Genomic DNA, 20,550 nt, shown 5'->3' on the forward strand with positions numbered 1-20,550 from the left:
CGGACGGGACAAGAGTGGTCGGTGGTGGCAGGGGGATGAGAGGGGAATGAGGGGCGCGTCAGACTCTCGTAAGCAGTTCGCCGGGCGATCAGGGGCCGTCACTGTTCCGTAAGGCGCCCGGACGTACCGGAACGGGCGGGAACCGAGTGGGATCGGGGCATGAAACTGCATGTCTCTCCGCCGGTGTTCAGGGGCAGGTTGCATGACGCCCGCACGGCGACCTCGATCGGCCGCTGGCTGGGGCCGGCGTTCGCCCTGTGCTTCGTCACCGGCCTCGTCAGCCACTTCATGCAGCATCCGCCCAACTGGCTGGCCGACCACATCCCGAGTCGCCCGTCGTGGGGTTACCGGGTCACCCAGGGCCTGCACGTCGCTTCCGGGATCGCGGCGGTTCCGCTTCTGCTCGCCAAGTTGTGGACGGTGTATCCACGGTTGTTCGAGTGGCCGCCCCTGCGGTCGGCGCGGCACGCGCTGGAACGGCTGTCGGTCGCGGTTCTGGTGGCCGGGGCCGTCTTCGAGCTGGCGACCGGGCTGCTGAACACGGCCCAGTGGTACCCGTGGCCGTTCTCGTTCGTGCCGGTGCACTACGCGGTGGCGTGGCTGGTGACGGGGGCCCTGGTGGTGCACATCGCGGTCAAGGCCCCGGAGATCCGGGCGCATTGGAGCCGGCGGTCCCCCGGGACGCTCGCCCTGCCGGCCCAGGACGGCGCCGACCGGCGGTCGTTGCTGACGGCGGTGGGCGCGGCCGTCGGAGCCGTCACCCTCACCACGGTGGGTCAGTCCGTGACCCCGCTGAAGGACCTCATCCTGTTCGCGCCGCGCCATCCCGACCACGGCCCGCAGTCCCTGCCCGTCAACCGGACCGCCGTGGCGGCCGGGGTCGGCCGGGTCGCCGACGAGCAGTACCGCCTGGTGGTGGCCGGTCCGCGGCCGTACACCCTCACGTTGGACGAGCTGCGCACCCTGCCGCAGCACGAGGTGGAACTGCCGATCGCCTGTGTGGAGGGCTGGAGCAGGTCGGCGCACTGGACGGGCGTACGGGTGGTGGATCTGCTGGAGCGGTCGGGGGCGCCGGCGGACGCGCGGGTGAGGGTGGTGTCGCTGCAACTGCGCGGCGGCTACCGGGTTTCGGAGCTGGGGCGTGCACACGCCCGCGACCCGCTGACCCTGCTCGCACTCCGCCTCAACGGGGAGGAGCTCGACCCCGACCACGGTTATCCGGCGCGGCTCATCGCCCCGAACCGGCCCGGCGTACTGCAGACCAAATGGGTGGGACGGCTGGAGGTGCTGTCGTGAAGATGACGCGTGTTCTCGTCGGCGCGGTGGGGGTCGCGTTCATGGGCTTCGGTGCGTCGCTGCTGACGGACGTCCGTGACCCGGCCGGTGTTCTGGTCTGGCTGGGCGGGGCGGTCGCCCTGCACGACGTGCTGCTCGCACCGCTGGTGCTGCTGGCCGGGCTGGTGCTCGTGCGCGGCCGGGCGCGCGGTCCGGTGCGTGGGGCGCTGGTGGTCATGGGCGCGTTGACCGTGGTGGCTTTGCCGGTGCTGTTGCGGCCGGGGCGGCGCGCGAACGCCTCGGTGCTCCCTTTGGACTATCCGCGCAACTGGCTGATCGCGCTGGCGGTCGTGGCCACGGTGACGGCGCTCGTGCCGGCCGTCCGGGCCCTCACCCGCCGTCGGCGGTCACCGTCCTGAGAAGACGGCGGCCGCACCGGTATTACCGGTGTCTTACGTGTCCCACGCAGGGGTACGGCGGAGCCGGCGCGGCCTCCTACGGTGACGGGATGCGATCCTTGCGTGCTCTGCGTACGACAGCGCTGGTGACGGCGGCCCCTCTGTTGCTGGCTGTTGCCGGTCTGGTCCATCCCCGGCACCTGACGGCGGCGACGGCCGGTGCCTGGGCCGGGCTGCACATCGCTCTGCTGCCGGTGTTCCCCTTCCTGGTGCTCGGTCTGATCGTCCCGTTGTGGGGCAGGCCGCGCCGCGACGCCGAGGGAGCCCTGACGGTGCTCGCCTGGGCGGGATGCCTCGGCTACGCGGCGTACTACTCGGGTCTCGACGCCGTCGCGGGGATATCCGCGGGCACGGTGGTGGACCACGGGGTGCACGGCGCGGCCGGACGACTGTTCGCGGTCGGCGACGACCTGGGCCGGACGGGGGTCTACGCCCTGGCCGTGGCCGGCGTCGCGACGTGCGCGGTGCTGTACCGGCGGCACGGGGTCCGGGTGCTGCCGGGTGCGGTGGTGCTGCTCGCCGCCTGCTGGTCGTTCGTCGACAGCCACATCTTCTGGCCCCGCGGGGTGCTCACCATGCTCGGATTCGCCGTGGCCTTCACCTTGTTGACGGTGGCGACCTTGCGGCGGGAAGAGGGCCGTTGACCATGGTCGCCGGAGGTGCGGGGCCTCATCGGCTCGCACGTCATCGACTCGCACCTGCACCGCCCCGACAGCGCGGGTCACGAAGCGCGCGTGGCTGACGCGCTCGCCCTTTCTCGCCTCAGACCGTAGCGGCCAAGTGACCCTCGGAACGGCAGCCTCCCGGAACGTTGCGCACCGCCGTCGGTGACAGTCTCCAGGTCGGGTGGTCGGACGCGGTCACAGTGGTGGGACCGTCACCGGGCACGGCGAAGCCGGCCCGGACATCCGGCGACGACCTCGGAGAGCGTGGGGTCGTCGTCCGCGACGAGCACACCTTTCACACCACGGCCCCGTCCTGTCACCGGGGGTCGGCCGAGCTCGTCAGAGACCCGTGAGGATCGGCGACGTCAGCGTTCCGTAAGAACACCAAGTCCCTTATGTCCGCTTCGCGTTCGTAGGGTGAGTGGGGTGATCGAAACTCCCTCTCCCCCTGTGGACGTTGCGCCGCCCTGCCTCGACGAAGCCGAGGCCCTGCCCCGGGTGCTGGATCGAATCCCACCCAGCCGGCGCGGGTTCGGCACCGCCCGCCACCCGGGCCGGTTGCCCGCCGTGGCCACAGACGTCCGCCGCCGCGACCGCGACGCCTGCCTGGAGCCCGCTTTGCCGTCCAGGGTGGCCGGCCCCGTCCAGCGCCGCAGGCCCGTCGAAGCGGGCCTGTCGGTCCGTGACCTGCCGCTCCTGCGCGAGGCCGACACCGCGGCGGACGCCGCCTCGGTGGTGGGCCTCTGCCCGCCCGGATCACACTTCCCTGGCGTACTGGCGTCTTTCTCGGAGGTTGCCCGGTGACCGGCACCGCGACCAGAGGTACCGAGCCGACAGCGCTCGGACCCCAGCTGCGATACGCCGGCCCGTTGGCCGCTCGCCACGTCGTGCCGGGGTGCTCCGCCGAGCCACTCACAGATGCGGAACCCGGTGAAGCATGGGCGGACGACCCCTACGCCCAAGCCGTGCGCACCGGCCGCGGCCCGCTGTATCTGCGCCGTCTGACACCGGGCGGCGCAACGGCGATGGAGTTGCTGCCGCTGGACGTGGAGCGGTGGTGCGCCGCCGCCGACGCCGTCGACACCGACGTGCTGCGCCGCTGCGGCGGCCCCGTGCTGGACGTCGGATGCGGACCCGGGCGCCTGGTGGCCGCCCTGGCCGCCCGCGGCATCCCGGCCCTGGGCGTGGACGTCAGCCCGGCCGCCGTTGCCCGGACCCGGCGACTGGGCGGCAGCGCCCTGCGCCGCTCCGTCTTCGAGCGTCTGCCGAGAGAGCGCCGGTGGGGCACCGTCCTGCTCATGGACGGCAATGTGGGCATCGGCGGCGACCCGGTGCCCCTGCTCGCCCGCCTGCGCGACCTGGTCCGCCCCGGTGGCCGCCTGCTGGCCGAGGCAGTCGCCGACGACGTGGACGAACGCCTCACCGTCCGCGTCGAGGACGCCCACGGTCGCCACGGCCGGCCCTTCCCCTGGGCGCGGGTCGGCGTGACGGCTCTGCTGCACACCGCCTCCGTCACCGGCTGGATCGTCACCGGCCGCTGGACCGCGGACAACCGTCCCTTCGTGGAACTCCACCGCCCGAATGCCGGACCGGACCGGCACGGCAGGCCGCTCAAGGAGCACGCCGGAGGCGAGGACAGGAGCGCCGCCAGGCCGGAAGAGGCGAGCCCCGCCGGCCCCGAAGACGAGAGCGCCGCCACCTCACTCCCAGTGGGCAGGCCGCGGCCATGACCGACACCGCCACCACCCGTCCACAGGACTCCGGATCCACCGCGTCACCACCCGCGCTCCCCGCGGTCCAGTCCAACCGCCGGAAGGCCCGGCTCGCCGTCACCGCCACCGCGGTACTCCTCGCCGCGCTCACCGCCGCCGTCGTCGACACACTTCACGCGGGCGACAACCACAGTGCCCCCGCACGGCTGCTCGCCGGATACGCCGTCGCCTGGGCGCTGTTCGCCGCCGCGGTGTGGACGGTGCGCAGGGTGCCGGTGCGGGCCGCGACCGTCCTGGTCCTGCTGGGTGCCGCCGCCGTCGCGGTGGCCGGTCTCTCCTCACCGCCCCGCACCAGCGACGACATGTACCGGTACGCCTGGGACGGCCGCGTCCAGGCCGCCGGAATCTCCCCGTACGCCTACCCGCCCGCCTCGCCCGAACTGGCCGCGCTGCGCGACGGCTGGCTCTTCCCCACCGAAAGAGCCTGCACGGGCTGGGGTCTGACACACACCGGCAGCGGCCTGTGCGTCCGCATGAACCGCCCCGGCGTGCCCACCATCTATCCGCCCGTTGCCGAAGGCTGGTACCTGGCCGTGCACGCCGTCTCCCCGCCCGACAGCCGCCACAAGCCGCTCCAGGTCGGCGGCGCGGCCCTGGCGTTCGGCACCACCGTGGCGCTGCTGGTCGTCCTGCGCCGACGCGGCGATCCCGGCCGGGCCCCGGCGCGGGCCGCGCTGTGGGCGTGGTGCCCGGCTGTCGCCTTCGAAGCCGTCAACAACGCCCACATCGACACCCTCGGCGTCCTGTTCGTCGTGCTCGCGCTCGGCACCGGCACCGTCGGCGCCCGACGCGGTGCGCTGCTCGGCGCCGCGATCGCCGTGAAGATCCTGCCCGTGCTGGTCCTGCCCGGCGCCCTGTCGGGACAGCGCGGTCCGGCACGCGTCCTGCGCGTCGCGGCCTCCGCCGTCGCCGCTGTCGCGCTCGCCTATCTGCCGTACGTCATCACCTCCGGCGCCGGCGTCCTGGGATACCTGCCCGGATACCTGCACGAGGAGGGCTACGAATCAGGGCACGTACGCCGCTTCGCCCTGCTGCGACTGCTCCTGCCGGACACCGCCGCGGCAGCGACCGCCGCGGTGCTGCTCGCGCTCACCGCTCTGTACGTGTGGTGGCGCGGAGACCCCGCCCGCCCCTGGCACGGCGCCCTCCTCCTGGCCGGCACCGCGCTGCTTCTCTTCTCGCCCAGGTACCCCTGGTACTCGCTGCTCGTCATCGCCCTCGTGGCCCTGGACGGCCGCTGGGAGTGGCTCTCCGTCACCCTCGCCGGCACCGCCCTCTACCTCGCCGGCCGGCTCCTGCCCGGCTTCCCTCTCCAGGCGTGGACGTACGGTGCGGCGGCTCTGGCCGTCACGGCCGGTGCCTGCCTGCGCTCCCGTCCGGTACAGGAACGGCTGAAGCGACACCAGGGCTCCGCGGTGCGCGCGAGAGGCCCGGCGCCGAACCACGCCGGTGAGGGCGGGTAGGGCCCCGGACCAGCGTCGGGAGCCACCGCGCTCGCCGGGAACCCCTCGACGCCGGGGGGGTGTACGCCGACCGGGCCTTTCCAAGCGGTGGGTTGTGCGGCACTCGGGCGTCGCACAACCCACCACCGGTCACCGGTGTTCCGGGTTGTCCGCTCCGGGGCGGCAGCCCGCGTCCCACTGAGAGCGCTGGTTGCCGTACGCGGGGATACCGCCCGCCCGCTTGAGCAGGGCGGCAAGGTGCATGAGGTTCCAGGTCATGAAGCTCGTGTTGCGGTTGGTGAAGTCGTTCTCCGGTCCGCCCGAGCCCGCGTCGAGGTACGACGGCCCTGGCCCGGCCGGGCCGATCCAGCCGGCGTCGGCCTGTGGCGGGATCGTGTAGCCGAGGTGCTGGAGGCTGTAGAGGACGTTCATCGCGCAGTGCTTCACACCGTCCTCGTTGCCGGTGATCAGGCAGCCGCCGACGCGGCCGTAATAGGCGTACTGTCCCTGCGCGTTGAGGAGGCTGGAGCAGGCGTAGAGGCGCTCGATCACCTTCTTCGTCACCGAGCTGTTGTCGCCGAGCCAGATCGGTCCGGCGACGACCAGGATGTCCGCGGCCATCACCCGCTCGTAGAGGGCGGGCCACTCGTCGGTGGCGAAGCCGTGTTCGGTCATGTCCGGGTAGACGCCGGGGGCGATGTCGTGGTCGACGGCGCGGATCTCGGACACGGTGATCCCGCACGACCCCATGATCTCCGCGCTCTTGTCGATCAAACCCTGGGTGTGGCTCAGCTGCGGGGACGGTTTGAGGGTGCAGTTGATGTACAGGGCGGTGAGGTCGTCGAAGCGGGGCGGGGCGGTCGTTGAGGGTTCTGTCATAGGGGCAGCGTCCCGCACGATTTCGGGTTTGTCCCGCTTCGGCACGGCCCGCACGCCTTACGGAGTCATGACGTACGGGCGGCCAAGCCTTGGCGTCGACGGGGGTCCGGCGTCGGTGGCTGCTAGGGCCCAGCGGACTTGGCCCCGACGCTGAGGCGTCTCACCCGGCCCAGGTCAGAATCTCGGCGACGAGAGGAGCGGTGGATGTGTGAGGGTGGGGCGGCGCCGTCTGGCGGCGTCAGCGGCGGTGGACTGGGCTGAGCCGGGGAAGTACGGGGATCTGTGATGGGCCAGGTGCTGTACAGCGAGCGGTCGTGGAATCCGCTGGCACGGACCGTGGAGCTGACCGAGGACGGGCTGCGGGTGGGCGGCTGGACCATGGCATTGAGCGAGTTGAACCTCGGTGCCATGGCCGAGGCTTTCCAGCGTGGGTGCTGGCTCGGGGGCGGTGGGACCGAGCGGCCGCTGCAGCGGCTGCCTGAGGGTGCCGGGGTCGTCCCCGTGACCCGTGTCACCGGGACCGCCAGGCCGGTACGGGTGCGGCAATCCGCGCAGTTCGCGCGCGAGTTGGGCGCGATGGCGGTACGGCAGTGCGGCGGGACCCAGCAGGTGGCCGCCCTGGCAGCCCGGGCCCAGGCCGAGGGTGTACCGCTGTGGATCGCGCGGCGGCACACGCCGGGGCCCGCCGGGCCGCTCACTGTCGCCCTCGACCGGCGGCTGGGGCGCGTGGACGTGTGGGGGCCGCAGGCACCCGTGGTACGGATCCGGGCGCCGCACGGTTTCCAGCCCGATGCCGCCGACCCGTCCAAGGGCGTGCGGCTGACCGTCGGGGATGTTCCGGCGCAGCTCAGCTTCAAGAAGAAGCTGCGCAGGTCCAGGAGTTCCGTGGAGGTGCGGCTGCCCGACCGGCATTGGGTCCTGCGGCGGGAGAGCCCGCTCACATCGCGGCTGCTGTGCGGTGAGCGGCCGGTCGCCCTGCTGACGTGTCCCCCGCGCCGCCCGGTGCTCCCACCGGGCACGCTGCTCCGGCCGCTGGCCGAGGTGCCGTACGAGAGCACCGACCCGCTGGATGCCGTCATGGCGCACGTCTTCGCCGTCGCTTTCGGACTCGGCGACGCGACGGGCATCGCGAGATTCCGGCCGGAACGGCGTCCGGCGACGGCCGGGGGCGAGCCGTTCGCCACCGGCGCGACGTGGGACCGGCCGTGGTTCAGCAACCTCGGGAGCGGCGGCAATGACAACGGGCCCGGTGGCGCCGACGGCTGGGGCTGGGACGGCGACGGCGGGGATACCGGTGGGAGCGACGGCGGGGGCGGCGACGGCGGGGGCGGCGACTGATCGGCGTTCCACGACCACCGACCCACTCCTACCGGTTGACGACAGCCGGTCATCGAGTGCTCGGGCCCGTGACGCCCTCGACGATGTGGCGGAGGAATCCGGCGGCGGTCCCGCCGTCGCAGACCCGGTGGTCGAACGTCAGGGACAGGTGAAGGATCGTGCGTACCTCCACGCGGCCGTTCACGGCCCAGGGGCGGTCGAGAAGGCGGCCGACACCGAGCATGGCGGTCTGGGGGTGGTTGAGGAGCGGGGTGGCTCCGTCGACGTCCAGCGGACCGTAGTTGTTGAGGGTGAAGGTGCCGCCGGTGCGGTGTTCGACGGGGAGTGTGCCGCTCCGGGCCAGTGCGGTGAGGCGACGCAGTTCGGCGGCCAGGTCGTCGAGTGGCAACCGGTCGGCGTCCCGTACGACGGGGACGACCAGGCCGCGATTGGTCTGGGCAGCGAAGCCGAGGTGCACGCTCGGCAGCCGTACGATCTCCGAACTCCCCGTGTCCACGCGGGAGTTCAGCTCGGGGAAGGCGGCGAGTCCGGCGAGGCAGAACTGGGCCAGCAGCGGGAGCAGTCCCACGCCCCGGGCGTCCCGGGCCGCGAGCAGGCCGGTGGCCTCGGCGTCGGCCCAGATGGTGACGGCGGGAACGTCGCGTTGGGTGGTGAGGAACTTCCCGGCGGCGGCGTCGAGGGGGACGCGGGTCACAACTCGCTCGTCGGTTTCCCCGTCATCGGTTCGGGGAGCCCCGGTCGGCTTCGGGGTCTGTACGAGACCTCTCCGGGCCCCGCCCGTCCCGTACCCGGTGAGCACCGCGCCCGATCCGGCCTCCGGGCCTGCCTCCGTCACCGACAGCAGCGGCGCCCCGACCTGCACGCTCTCACCTGCGCGGCAGTGCAGGGCGGTCACGGTTCCGGCGAACGGGCTCGGCAGGTCGACGGCGGACTTGGCCGTCTCGACCTCGGCGACAGTCTGGTCGTGGGCGAGGTGATCACCGACGGCGACCTTCCACTCCAGCACCTCCGCCTCCGTCAGTCCCTCACCCAGATCGGGCAGTCGGAAGATCCGGACGGCTCCGTGTGCGGTCTCCGACCGGTCGTCGGGAGCGGGGATCGGACGTCGGGTTGCCGGTCCGCCGGTGGGCGCCAGTCGGCGCAGGGCGGCCAGTACTCTGGCCACATCCGGCAGGTGGGCGCTCTCCAACAGCGGCGGCGGATAAGGGATGTCCGGGCCCGTGACGCGCAGCACCGGCGCGCGCAGTGCGTCGAAGCAGCGTTCCTGCACCCGTGCCGCGATCTCGGCGCCGACGCCGGCGAACCCCTGTGCCTCGTGCAGCACCAGGCATCGGCCGGTGCGCCGTACCGACGCGGTGAGCGTGTGATCGTCGAAGGGGACGAGGGTGCGCAGGTCGAGCACCTCCACGTCCAGGCCTTCGGCCGCCGCTTCCCGTGCCGCCTCCAGGGCCACGTCGAGGGCAGGGCCGTAGGTGACGAGGGTGGCGTCGGCTCCCGGACGGCGTACCGCCGCTGTGCCGAACGGCTGGGTGCGCAGCGGTAGTTCGACGTCTTCCCTGGACCAGTAGTGCCGTTTGGGTTCGAGGAACACCACCGGGTCCGGGTCGTCGATCGCCTCCCGCAGGAGCGAGTACGCGTCGGCGACCGTGGCGGGGGTCACGACCTTGAGGCCGGCGGTGTGGGCGTAGTACGCCTCGCTGGAGTCGCTGTGGTGCTCGACTCCGCCGATGCCGCCGCCGTACGGGACACGGATCACCATCGGCAGGGTGAGGGCGCCGCGGGTGCGGTTGCGGAGCTTGGCCACGTGGGAGGCGATCTGTTCGAACGCCGGGTAGGCGAAGGCGTCGAACTGCATCTCCACCACGGGGCGGAACCCGGCCATCGCCAGGCCGACCGCGAGGCCGACGATGCCCGCCTCGGCGACCGGGGTGTCGAAGCAGCGGCGTTCACCGAAGGTGTCCGTGAGGCCGTCGGTGATCCGGAAGACACCGCCGAGGCGGCCGACGTCCTCGCCGAACACGAGGACCCGTTCGTCTGCATGGAGCGCGTCCCTCAGCGCGGTGTTCAGCGCCTTCGCCATGGTGATAGTGGTGCCCGGCGTCCCGGTTGTCCCTGCCGCGCCCCACGTCTCCGTCGCCTCGGCCGGCCCAGCCGCCTTGGTCACGTCCGTCGCCTCCGTCACGTTCGTCGTCGCCATCGCCTCGGTCATCTCAGCTCTTCTCCAACTCGGCCTGCAGCTGGTCGCGTTGCTCGGTCAGTTGGGGTGTAGGGGCGCTGAACACGTGATCGAACAGGCCGAGCGGATCCAGGTCCGGGTCCTCGGCGAACCGGGTGCGCACCTCGGCCGAGTACGCCTCGGCCTCGGCCGCGACGGCAGCGATGTCGTCCTCGGTGAGCAGGCCGCGCTCGCGCAGCCAGGACTCCAGGCGGTCGATCGGATCGCGCCCGCGCCACTGGTCGGCCTCCTCGGCCGGCCGGTAGCGGGACGGGTCGTCGGCGCTGGTGTGCGGGGCCATGCGGTAGGTGTGTGCCTCGACCAGCCAGGGGCCGCCGCCCGCGCGGGCGTCCTCGACCGCCTTGGTCAGGACCGCGAGTACGGCCGCCGCGTCGTTCCCGTCCACCTGCTCCGAGCGCACGCCGTAGCCGATGCCCTTGTACGCCAGGCTCGGTGCCGCGCTCTGGGCGGCGAAGGGGACGGAGATGGCGTAGCGGTTGTTCTGCACGAGGAAGACCACCGGTGCCCGCAGGACGCCCGCGAGGCCGAGGGCTTCGTGGAAGTCCCCCTCGCTCGTGGCGCCGTCGCCGACAAGTGCGAGGGCGACCGTGTCCGTGCCCTTGAGTCGCTCGCCGTGGGCGAGGCCGGTGGCGTGCGCGGCATGCGTGGCCAGCGGGGTGCACTGCGGTGCCGTGCGATGGCTCATGGGGTCGTAACCGCAGTGGCCGTCGCCACGCAGCAGGGTCAGTGCCTCGACCGGGTCGATGTCCCGGCTCACCAGCGCTGTGCAGTCGCGGTAGGTGGGGAACAGCCAGTCGGACGGGCGCAGGGCGAGCGCCGCGCCGATCTGGCAGGCCTCCTGGCCGAGGCTGGACGGGTGCACCGCCAGCCGGCCCTGGCGGGCGAGCGTGGTGGCCTGGGCGTCGAAGCGACGGCCGACGACCATTTTCCGGTACGCCGTGAGCAGCAGTTCGGGTTCCGGCAGTCGGTATTCGCCGTCCCGGATTGATTGCCAGGGCTTTGCTTCATCTTTGAGAAGGCGGACCGGAAGCCGGGATGGAAGCCATGACGAAGGGGAAGCGGCAAATGCTTTTTCTGCCCGCTCCAGTATCGCTTCATGCGTAGGATTCTCGCTCAATTCCCCGACGTCCTCTCGTCAAAGAGCATGCGCTCCGAGGTGCGCGAACAGGCCTAACATGCCGTCATGCTCACGCGAGGGAAGGCGAGATGAAGCGGAACTGAACACTCCATTGGTATGGACCAATCTACAGTTCAGGGCGGAATGTCAACCGACAGTTGAGGCAGACGTAACCTTCGACCCACCCGTTATTCAGGCATTCCCGGATGCAATTGACCTGCGAAGCAAGGCCCTGCGGAAGGCAATGGAATGTCCCGAGTACCCCCCCAAGTACACGCGGGAAACCGTCACTACTCGATCGTCTGTTCCTCCTGCGGCGCCCGCCACGAGGACGACGGCCTCATCCTCGACTGCCCCGGCCTCCACGAGCCGGCGTTCCTACGCACCGACTACGACAGCCCCCGGACCCAGCCCCTGTCCCAGGCCCCACGCACCACGACCGGACTGTTCCGGCACGCCCAGCTGCTGCCCGTGGCCAGGGCCTTCCCCGATGCTCCCGGCCCGGTCGTGCACCGCGCCGACCGGCTCGGGAGGCAGATCGGACTCAACCGGCTGTGGGTCGCCTTCAACGGTCACTGGCCCGAACGCGGAGCGCTGCTGCCGACCTGCACGTTCAAGGACCTGGAGGCGTACACGGTGCTGGGTCGGCTGCCCGCCGACCCGCCCGTCCTGGTGATCCCCTCGGCGGGCAACACCGCCGCCGCCTTCGCCTGGGCCGCGACCCGCCATCAGGTGCCCTGTCTGATCGTCGTGCCCGCCCCGGCCCTGGACGGCATGCGCTTCCCCGGACCGCTCGCGCCGTGCGTACGCATCGTCGTCCTCAACGGGGGCGCCACCTACAGCGACGCCATCGCCTGCGCCGACCTGCTGGCGCGGCTCCCCGGCCACCAGGCGGAGGGCGGCGCACGCAACGTCGGTCGCCGCGACGGCCTCGGCACCGTGATGCTCGCCGCGGCCGAAGCCCTCGGGCACCTTCCGCAGACGTACGTCCAGGCGGTCGGCAGCGGCACGGGGGCCATCGGGGCCCATGAGGCGGCACGCCGGATCCGCTCGGGCGGCGAAACGTTGCCGCGCCTGCTGATGTGTCAGAACGCTCCCTTCGCACCGCTGTTCGAGGCCTGGCACCGCGGCGGCCCGGCACCGGCCCACCGTGAGCGCGAACCCCTGGCCCGCGAACTGACCAACCGCCGCCCGCCGTTCGCCGTCCGCGGTGGAGTACGCGAGGCTCTCGACGAGAGCGGCGGCGACGTCCTGTCCGTCGACAACGGTGCCGCACTGGCCGCGATGGCGCTGTTCGAGGAGACCGAAGGCATCGACATCGAACCCGGCGCAGGCGTGGCACTGGCCGCCCTTGCCGACGCAATACGCGCCGGACACGTCGACCGCGACGAGCTGGTCCTGCTCAACATCACCGGCGGCGGCCGGGCCCGGCAGGCCCGCGAGATCCCGCTCGTTGCCGCCGAACCCTGGCTGCGCGTCCCGTGGCCCGAGGACGGCGACGGTCCCCGCAGGGTCGCCGAGCAGGTGAGCCAGCGGCTGTCGTACGCCCCCGCCGGCGTGGAAGCGGCCCGTTGAGGCCCCAGCACCTCCGCCCGATCAGCCGGCCGGCCTCGGCACCCATCACTCCCACCACCCCCACCGGAGCCCGCCGATGACCGCACTCCGACGTCTCGAACCGTCCGCCGCCCAGCGTTCGATGTGGTTCGGCGAGCGGCTCGACGGGGCCGGCGCCGCCTACAACGTCGGCGAGTACACGGAGATCCACGGCCCCGTCGAGCCTGACCTGCTGCGCGCGGCCGTAGGACGAGTGGTGGACGCCACGGAGACGCTGCGCTCGCGCTTCGCGGCCGCCGACGACGACGTACGGCTGCTCGTCGATGCCGAACCCGCCTGGTCGATGCCCGTGGTCGACATGTCGGACGCCGAGACCGCAGGGCGGTGGATGGCGGACGACTTCGCCGCGCCCTTCGATCTGGAGCGGGGCCCCCTGTTCCGCTACGCCCTCCTACGGCTCGCCGACGACCACTGGATCTGGTACCAGGCGTACCACCACATCGCCGTCGACGGCTTCAGCTGCTCCCTGATCGCCCGCAGGGTGGCGGACGCGTACACCGCGCTGGCCGAGGACGTACCGGACTCCCCCGGGCTTCCGGCTTCCCTCGATCAGAGGGGATCCCTCCCGCCGACCGCGCCCCTCGCCCCACTGGCCGCCGCCGACGCGACGTACCGTGCGGACGGGTGGCACGAGCGGGACCGGGAGTACTGGACCCGCGCGCTCGCCGACCGCCCCGACCCCGTCGGCCTGACCGCCCGTCCTCCGCAGGTCGCCGAGCGCTTCCTGCGCCGCACGGGTCATCTCCCCGCTCCGGCGGGCGACTTGGTGCACGCAGCCGCCGAACGCGCCCGCACCCGCTGGTCCCGGGTGGTCCTCGCGGCCACCGCCGCCTACCTGCACGGACTCACCGGAACCAGGGACGTGGTGCTGGGCCTCGCGGTCACCGGCCGGGAGAGCGAGGTCGAACTCGCCACCCCGGGCATGGCGTCCAACGTGCTTCCGCTGCGGCTGTCCGTACGCCCGGACACCACCGCCGCCGACCTCGTGCGCCAGGCCGCCCGCGCCACCCGCGACCTTCTCGCGCACCAGCGCTTCCGGGGCGAGGACCTGCGCCGGGAACTCAACTGGCCGCAGGACGGGCGCCGTTTCTTCGGACCGGTCGTCAACATCATGGCCTTCGGACCGGAGTTGCGCTTCACCGGGCACCCGACGACCCGTCACAACCTGTCCACGGGCCCGGTCGAGGACCTGGCGGTCAATGTCTACGACCGCGGGGACGGCGACGGCATCCGTGTGGACCTCGACGCCAGCCCCGCGCACTACTCCGCCACCGAACTCACCGCGCACCATCGCCGTTTCACCCGCTTCCTGGAACGGTTCGCTGCGGCGGCCGTCGAATCCGGCACGGTGGTGGGAAGGGTTGAAACAGCCCTGCCCGGCGAGGAGTCGCGGCTCGACGGCCCGCCTCCGGTCATGCGCGGAGCCGGGGTTCCCGCGCTCTTCGCCGCCCGCGTGGCCGCCGATCCCGACAGCGCTGCCGTCGTCCACGGCGACCGCACGACCACCTGCCGGCAGCTCGACGCACGCGCCAACCGGCTCGCGCATCGGCTGCTGCGGCTCGGCGTCCGTCCGGAGGACCGGGTCGCGGTCCTGATGCGCCGCTCCGACCACCTCGTCGCGGCCCTGCTGGCCGTCCTCAAGGCGGGCGGCGCGTACGTCGGCCTCGACCCGCGCGCCCCGGGGGTGCGTACCCGGCGGACCCTCACGCAGACCGGCGCGGCGGTGCTGTTGACCGACGGTGACGGCGAGGCGTACGACGGCCTGCACGTCGTCTCCGCCACCGACCCCTCACTCACCGGCGAGCCGGACACCGACCCCGGTGTGCCCGTGCACCCGGACCAGCTGGCGTACGTCAGTTTCACGTCCGGCTCCACCGGTACGCCCAAGGGCGTCGCCGTCACCCACCGGGACATCACCGCCCTGGCCGCCGACTCGGCGTTCGGCGGCGGCGCGCAGGCCCGGGTCCTCGTCCACTCGCCGACGGCGTTCGACGCGTCGACATACGAGATGTGGGTCCCGCTGCTGGGCGGGGGAGCCGCCGTGGTCGCAGGCCCGGACGAGGACGTGGACGCTGCAGCAGTGGCCCGGCTGACGGCGCGGCACGGAGTGACGGCGCTGTGGCTGACCGCCGGGCTGTTCCGGCTCGCCGCCGAACAGGACCCTGGCTGCTTCGCCGGACTGCGCCAGGTGTGGGCCGGTGGCGAGGCCGTCCCCGCGGCCTCGGTGCGCAGGGTGCTGGCCGCATGCCCCGGGCTGACCGTCACCAACGGCTACGGCCCGACCGAGACGACCACGTTCGCCACCTGCCGCCCCTGTACCGACGCGAGGGCGGTGCCCGACGCGCTACCGATCGGGCGCCCGCTGGACGGCATGCGCTGCTACGTCCTCGGGGACGGCCTGCGACCGGTTCCGCGCGGCACGGTCGGTGAGCTGTACGTCGCCGGGCCCGGCGTGGCCCGCGGCTACCTCGGCCGTCCCGACGCCACCGCCGAGCGCTTCACCGCCGACCCGTACGGCCCGCCCGGCGCCCGCATGTACCGCACCGGTGACCGCGTCCGGCTGACCGACGAGGGCGAGCTGGAGTTCCACGGGCGGGCCGACGGCCAGGTCAAGCTGCGTGGCTTCCGCATCGAGCCCGGTGAGATCGAGTCGGTCCTGACCGCGCACCCCGCGGTCGCCCAGGCCGTCGTGCTGGTCCGGGAGGACCGCCTGATCGGCTACGCGGTGCCGACCGACAGCACGGCCCCGGACGCCCCGCACACCCAACCAGCCCGCGGCACGGACTCGGACGCCCCGCGCACCCACCCAGCCCGGAGCACGGACTCGGACGCCCTGCGCACCCACCTGGCCGAGCGCCTGCCCGACTACATGGTCCCCTCCGCCGTCGTACGACTGGACCGGCTGCCGCTGACCGCCAACGGGAAGCTGGATCGCGCCGCCCTGCCGGCCCCCTTCGTACAGAGCGGCGGGAGCCGTGCCCCGCGCACCCCGCTGGAGGAGACCCTCTGCGGTCTCTTCGCCGGGGTCCTGGGGCTCCCGGCCGTCGGTCCCGACGACAGCTTCTTCGCCCTCGGCGGACACTCGTTGCTCGCCCTGCGCCTGATCAGCCGCATCCGCGACACGCTGGGCGCGGAGCTGACGCTGCGACACGTCTTCGGGGCGCCCACGCCGGCGGCGCTGGCCGACGCGGTCGATCCGGCTGCCGTCGTACGGCCGGTCTCGCGGCCGGTGCCGGGAGCCGTCCCCGACCAGGCGCCGCTGTCGTCCGCCCAGCGGCGCCTGTGGTTCCTCGACCGGCTGGAGGGGGCGGGCGCGGCCTATCACGTCCCGCTCGCCGTGCGGCTGAGGGGCGCCGGCCTCGATCCGGACGCGTTGACCGGGGCCCTGGCCGACCTGGTCACCCGGCACGAGATCCTGCGCACCGTCTACCCGGACGTCGACGGCATCCCGCGTCAGCGACTGCTGGACCCGGCGACGGCCCGGCTCGGGCTCCGGCTCCGCACCGAGCGAGTCGAGGCGCACGAACTGCCCGTGCGACTGGCGGAGTTGACGAGCCAGGAGTTCCGGCTGGCCCACGGCATCCCGATCCGCGCCCGCCTTCTCACCCTCGGCCCCGAAGACCACGTCCTGCTGCTGGTCCTGCACCACATAGCCGCCGACGGCCGCTCCCTGGAGCCTCTGGTCCGCGATCTGTCGACCGCCTACCGGGCCCGGCGCGAAGGCCGGAAGCCCGACTGGGCACCGCTGCCCGTGCAATACGCCGACTTCGCTGTCTGGCAGCGACAGCACCTGCTCGACGACACCACACTGGCAGCTCAACTCACCTACTGGCGCCGGCGTTTGACCGGTCTCCCCGACGAACTCGCGCTCCCCGTCGACCGCCCCCGCCCGGCCCGCGCCACCCACCGGGGCGGCGACGTCCCCGTACGACTTGACCCGGCGCTGCACGGGCGGCTGCGCGCACTCGCCGCGGACACCGGGACGACACCGTTCATGGTCGTCCAGGCAGCGCTCGCCGCCCTGCTGACCCGCCTCGGCGCCGGCACCGACATCCCGGTGGGCACGCCGGTCGCGGGCCGCGCCGACGAGGTACTGGACGACCTGGTCGGCTGTTTCCTCAACACCCTCGTCCTGCGCACCGACACCTCCGGCGCCCCCACCTTCCGGGAGCTCCTCGGCCGCGTCCGGGAGACCGATCTCGCGGCCTACGCCCACCAGGACCTGCCGTTCGAGCAGCTGGTCGAGGCCCTCAACCCGCCTCGCTCGACGGCCCGGCACCCCCTCTTCCAGGTGATGCTCGCCTTCCGCCCCGGCAGCACCGAACCCCGCCTCGAACTGCCGGGTCTCACCGCCGAGTCGGTCCCCGTGGAGACGGGCGCGACCAAGATCGACCTCACCTTCAACCTCGGCGAGCACCTCACCCGAGACGGCTCCCCGGACGGCATCGGGGGCATCCTCCAGTACAGTGCCGACCTCTTCGACCGCGGTACGGCCGAGGACATCGCCGCACGACTGGAGCGCTTGCTGCGGGCCGCCCTCGATGATCCCCCCCGGCCCGTGGGGACGCTGGACATCCTGAGCACGGACGAACGGCAGCGCCTGCTCGTCGGGTACAACGACACCGCGCGGGACGTGCCCGAGACGACCTTCCCGCGGATGTTCGAGGCACGCGCGGCCGAGCGGCCGGACGCGGTGGCCGTGTCGGACCCCCGAACCTGCCTGACGTACCGTCAACTCGATCTGCGAGCCACCCGATTGGCGCGGGCACTGGCCTCGTACGGCGCCGGGCCGGGCGCCGTCGTCGCGTTCGCGCTGCCCCGGTCCGTCGACATCGCGGTGGCCGTACTGGCCGTGCTCAAGGCAGGCGCGGCCTATCTGCCGCTTGACCCGGAGCATCCCGCCGAGCGCTCCGCGTATCTGCTCTCCGACGCCGACCCGGTGTGTGTCATCGCCCGGGAGCCGCTGGACGTCGGCTGTCCGGTCGTGAGTCCCGAGGCGGAAGCTCCTGGCTTCGAGGGCGGGTTGGCGCCAGCCCGTCCCGCCGATCCGGCCTACCTCATCTACACCTCCGGCACCACCGGGCGCCCCAAGGGTGTCGTCGTCGAACACCGCAACCTCACGACGTACGTGGCCCGTTGCGTCGAGGCGTACCCGAGCCTGCGCGGCTCGTCGCTGCTGCACGCGACCATGACCTTCGACGCCACGGTCACGACCCTGCACGGCGCGCTCGCGGCGGGTGGCCGGGTACACATCGCGGCCGTGCACGAGGCGGGCTCCGAACCGCCGCCCGACCCCTGGACGTTCCTCAAGGCCACGCCCAGCCATCTGGCGCTGCTGCCCGCCCTGCCGTACGACATCTCGCCCACCAAGGAGTTCATGCTGGGCGGCGAGGCCCTGGTGGGCGAGGCCCTGCGCGCCTGGCGCCGGGACCATCCCGGTGTGCGGTTGATCAACCACTACGGCCCGACGGAGGTCACGGTCGGCTGCACCGACCACCGCATCGAGCCCGGCGACGATCTGCCGACAGGCCCGGTGCCCATCGGGCGCCCCATGTGGAACACCCGCGTGCACGTCCTGGACGCGTGGCTGAACCCCGTCCCGGTCGGTGTCGAGGGCGAGTTGTACGTGTCCGGCGACCTGGTGGCCCGCGGGTACCGCAACCGGCCAGGACTGACCGCCGAGCGGTTCGTCGCCGACCCGTACGGCCCGCCGGGCACCCGGATGTACCGCACCGGTGACCTGGCCGTGCGCCGCGCCGACGGCTCCCTGGTGCTGCGTGGCCGGGCCGACGGCCAGCTGAAGATCCGGGGCCTGCGGATCGAGCCGGGCGAGATCGAGGGCGTGCTCACCGCCCACGGCGCGGTCGAGCAGGCCGCGGTGGTGGTGGTGCGCGAGGACCCGCCCGGGACACGGCGGCTGGTCGGATACCTGGTGGGGGCGGCCGAGGTCGACGTCACGACCGTACGGGCGTACGTGGTCCGGCAGCTGCCCGACCACATGGTGCCGGAGGCGTTCGTGGTGCTGGGCGCCCTGCCGATGACACCCAACGGCAAACTGGACCGCGCCGCCCTGCCCGCCCCGGAGGTTCGGGGCGGGAGCCGGGCCCCGCGCACCGCGTACGAGGAGATCCTGCGCGACCTGTTCGCCGAGGTGCTCGGGCGTGACCCGCACGGCATGGGCGCGGACGACGCCTTCTTCGACCTCGGCGGGGACAGCATCGCCTCCATCCACCTCGTCAGCCGGGCCCTCGCGGCCGGGCTGCGGCTGACCCCGAGGGACGTGTTCGAGCACCGTACGATCGCCGGTCTCGCCGCGCTGGCCGCGACCCGGCCGTCCGCATCACCGGGACCCGCGCGGGAGGCGGCGGTCGGTGATCTGCCGTTGACTCCGGCCATGCACCGGCTGCGTGAACGCGGCGGCCCCGTCGGGTCGTTCAGCCAGTCGCTGCTCGTCGTCACCCCGGCGGGGGCCGACGAGAAGGGGCTGGCCGCCGTTCTGAAAGCGGTACTGGACCACCATGACGTGCTGCGGCTTCGGGTGGCGACGGAGGGCGACTGGGCGGCGCGCATCCCGCCGGCCGAGGGCCCGCCGACCCCGCTGGAGCGGGTCGGTGTGCCGGACGGCGACTTCAAGGCCGTACTCGAACCGTCCGCACCCCGACTGCGACCGGACCGGGGTGAGTTGGTATGCGCGGTCTGGTACGACGCCGGGCCCGACCGCCCGGGCCGACTGCTGCTGACGATCCATCACCTGGCCGTGGACGCCGTGTCCTGGGGCATCCTCCGAGCCGACCTGGCCGCCGCCTGGCGGGGTGACGAACTGCCGCCGCCCGGAACCCCGTTCAGGCACTGGGCGCGACTGCTGGAGCGTCAAGCCGAAGCGCGCGGGCCCGAACTGGAACTCTGGCGAAGGATGTTGGAGGGCGACGCCCCGACGCCGGGCGTACGGCGCCCCGATCCGACGCGGGACGTCGTCGGCACCCTGCGCCATCTCACCCGCAGCCTGGCTCCCGCACCCACCGCCGACCTGCTGACCACGGTCCCCGCCGCCTTCCACGCGGGCCCCGAGGACGTCCTGCTCGCCGCCCTCGCCCTCGCCTTCGCCCGCGGGCGGGAGCACCCGGCGCTGCTGGTGGACGTCGAGCGGCACGGGCGGGAGGACTTGGCCGAGGGCGTGGACCTCTCCCGCACGGTGGGCTGGTTCACCAGCGTCGTCCCGGCCCGCCTCGACCTCACGGGGCTCGACCTCAAGGATCCCGCGCAGATCCTGCGCGGTGTGAAGGAGCAGCTGCGTGCCGTCCCCGACCACGGCATCGGGCACGGGCTGCTGCGCCACCTGAACCCGGAGACCGGCCCGGTCCTCGCCGCCCTCCCGACGCCGGAGATCGGCTTCAACTACCTGGGCCGCACCGCCGGCGAGCGGTCCGGCGACTGGTCGGTCGCCCCCGAGGAACTGCCCGGCGCGCTCGCCCTCGGCGCCGCCCACGATCCCGCCCTGCGCGTCGCCCACGGCCTGGAGATCACCGCCACGGCCGGCGAGAGCGGGCTGCGCGCCACCTGGTCCTGGGTGCCCGGCATCTGGTCCGAGGACGAGGTGAACGCCCTCGCCGGGCTGTGGTTCGACGCCCTGGCCGACCTTGCCCACGCCACCCCGGCGGGCGGACACACCCCGTCCGACCTGCCGCTGGTGTCGCTGTCCCAAGCCGAGATCGACGAACTCGAAGCCGAGTTCGGAAGCGAGTGGAGGTAACCCA

General features: G+C 72.9%; 12 protein-coding genes and 1 pseudogene. 9 read left to right on the forward strand and 4 right to left on the reverse strand.

What is annotated here, in order from left to right:
- The first annotated feature begins 159 nt into the window (after positions 1 to 159).
- From RKD20_RS01580 to RKD20_RS01605, 6 genes are all read left to right on the forward strand, one after another.
- Entirely contained in the window at positions 160 to 1,296 is a 1,137-nt protein-coding gene (locus tag RKD20_RS01580) for a molybdopterin-dependent oxidoreductase (protein WP_424876017.1), read from the forward strand.
- Complete coding sequence (locus RKD20_RS01585) at positions 1,293 to 1,694, forward strand: hypothetical protein (RefSeq protein ID WP_424876018.1); 402 nt, start codon at positions 1,293 to 1,295, stop codon at positions 1,692 to 1,694. The genes RKD20_RS01580 and RKD20_RS01585 overlap by 4 nt, the downstream gene beginning before the upstream one ends.
- A gap of 89 nt (positions 1,695 to 1,783) precedes the next feature.
- Complete coding sequence (locus RKD20_RS01590) at positions 1,784 to 2,377, forward strand: hypothetical protein (RefSeq protein ID WP_424876019.1); 594 nt, start codon at positions 1,784 to 1,786, stop codon at positions 2,375 to 2,377.
- Between the two features lie 588 nt (positions 2,378 to 2,965).
- Complete coding sequence (locus RKD20_RS01595; RefSeq protein ID WP_424876020.1) at positions 2,966 to 3,202, forward strand: hypothetical protein; 237 nt, start codon at positions 2,966 to 2,968, stop codon at positions 3,200 to 3,202.
- An 83-nt stretch (positions 3,203 to 3,285) separates the two neighbouring features.
- Complete coding sequence (locus RKD20_RS01600) at positions 3,286 to 4,128, forward strand: class I SAM-dependent methyltransferase (RefSeq protein WP_424883119.1); 843 nt, start codon at positions 3,286 to 3,288, stop codon at positions 4,126 to 4,128.
- On the forward strand, positions 4,125 to 5,633 hold the full coding sequence (locus tag RKD20_RS01605) for a glycosyltransferase family 87 protein (RefSeq protein ID WP_424876021.1): 1,509 nt from the start codon (positions 4,125 to 4,127) through the stop codon (positions 5,631 to 5,633). Before RKD20_RS01600 ends, RKD20_RS01605 begins: the two co-directional genes overlap by 4 nt.
- 129 nt (positions 5,634 to 5,762) lie before the next feature.
- Here RKD20_RS01605 and RKD20_RS01610 read toward each other — a convergent pair whose 3' ends face one another.
- A complete protein-coding gene (locus tag RKD20_RS01610; RefSeq protein WP_424876022.1) occupies positions 5,763 to 6,491 on the reverse strand; it encodes a flavodoxin family protein in 729 nt (242 codons plus the stop codon).
- Positions 6,492 to 6,776: 285 nt separating this feature from the next.
- Here RKD20_RS01610 and RKD20_RS01615 point away from each other — a divergent pair, with 285 nt between their 5' ends.
- A complete protein-coding gene (locus RKD20_RS01615; RefSeq protein WP_424876023.1) occupies positions 6,777 to 7,829 on the forward strand; it encodes a hypothetical protein in 1,053 nt (350 codons plus the stop codon).
- Positions 7,830 to 7,878: 49 nt separating this feature from the next.
- Here RKD20_RS01615 and RKD20_RS01620 read toward each other — a convergent pair whose 3' ends face one another.
- The 3 genes and pseudogenes from RKD20_RS01620 to RKD20_RS01630 all read right to left on the reverse strand — a co-directional run bounded on the left by RKD20_RS01620 (position 7,879) and on the right by RKD20_RS01630 (position 11,152).
- On the reverse strand, positions 7,879 to 8,982 hold the full coding sequence (locus tag RKD20_RS01620; protein WP_424883120.1) for a dihydrolipoamide acetyltransferase family protein: 1,104 nt from the start codon (positions 8,980 to 8,982) through the stop codon (positions 7,879 to 7,881).
- Positions 8,962 to 9,909, reverse strand: a pseudogene (locus tag RKD20_RS01625) (alpha-ketoacid dehydrogenase subunit beta); the annotation flags it as partial. The gene RKD20_RS01620 and the pseudogene RKD20_RS01625, both read right to left, overlap by 21 nt.
- A gap of 130 nt (positions 9,910 to 10,039) precedes the next feature.
- On the reverse strand, positions 10,040 to 11,152 hold the full coding sequence (locus tag RKD20_RS01630) for a thiamine pyrophosphate-dependent enzyme (protein WP_424883121.1): 1,113 nt from the start codon (positions 11,150 to 11,152) through the stop codon (positions 10,040 to 10,042).
- Positions 11,153 to 11,431: 279 nt separating this feature from the next.
- Between RKD20_RS01630 and RKD20_RS01635 the strand changes: the two genes are divergently transcribed.
- Both RKD20_RS01635 and RKD20_RS01640 read left to right on the forward strand, forming a co-directional pair.
- Positions 11,432 to 12,757 (forward strand): cysteate synthase, encoded by a 1,326-nt coding sequence (locus RKD20_RS01635; RefSeq protein WP_424876024.1) that lies wholly within the window; start codon positions 11,432 to 11,434, stop codon positions 12,755 to 12,757.
- A gap of 76 nt (positions 12,758 to 12,833) precedes the next feature.
- On the forward strand, positions 12,834 to 20,546 hold the full coding sequence (locus RKD20_RS01640) for an amino acid adenylation domain-containing protein (RefSeq protein WP_424876025.1): 7,713 nt from the start codon (positions 12,834 to 12,836) through the stop codon (positions 20,544 to 20,546).
- Positions 20,547 to 20,550 lie beyond the last annotated feature (4 nt).

The sequence above is a fragment of the Streptomyces sp. SLBN-8D4 genome, assembly GCF_049739545.1.
GTDB lineage: Bacteria > Actinomycetota > Actinomycetes > Streptomycetales > Streptomycetaceae > Streptomyces > Streptomyces canus_C.

What these genes read in the sequence shown, in the direction of transcription:
- RKD20_RS01635 (WP_424876024.1), top strand. Translation starts at nt 11,432, where the DNA reads ATGTCCCGAGTACCCCCCCAAGTACACGCGGGAAACCGTCACTACTCG.
- RKD20_RS01615 (WP_424876023.1), top strand. Translation starts at nt 6,777, where the DNA reads ATGGGCCAGGTGCTGTACAGCGAGCGGTCGTGGAATCCGCTGGCACGG.
- RKD20_RS01610 (WP_424876022.1), bottom strand. Translation starts at nt 6,491, where the DNA reads ATGACAGAACCCTCAACGACCGCCCCGCCCCGCTTCGACGACCTCACC.
- RKD20_RS01640 (WP_424876025.1), top strand. Translation starts at nt 12,834, where the DNA reads ATGACCGCACTCCGACGTCTCGAACCGTCCGCCGCCCAGCGTTCGATG.
- RKD20_RS01590 (WP_424876019.1), top strand. Translation starts at nt 1,784, where the DNA reads ATGCGATCCTTGCGTGCTCTGCGTACGACAGCGCTGGTGACGGCGGCC.
- RKD20_RS01605 (WP_424876021.1), top strand. Translation starts at nt 4,125, where the DNA reads ATGACCGACACCGCCACCACCCGTCCACAGGACTCCGGATCCACCGCG.
- RKD20_RS01580 (WP_424876017.1), top strand. Translation starts at nt 160, where the DNA reads ATGAAACTGCATGTCTCTCCGCCGGTGTTCAGGGGCAGGTTGCATGAC.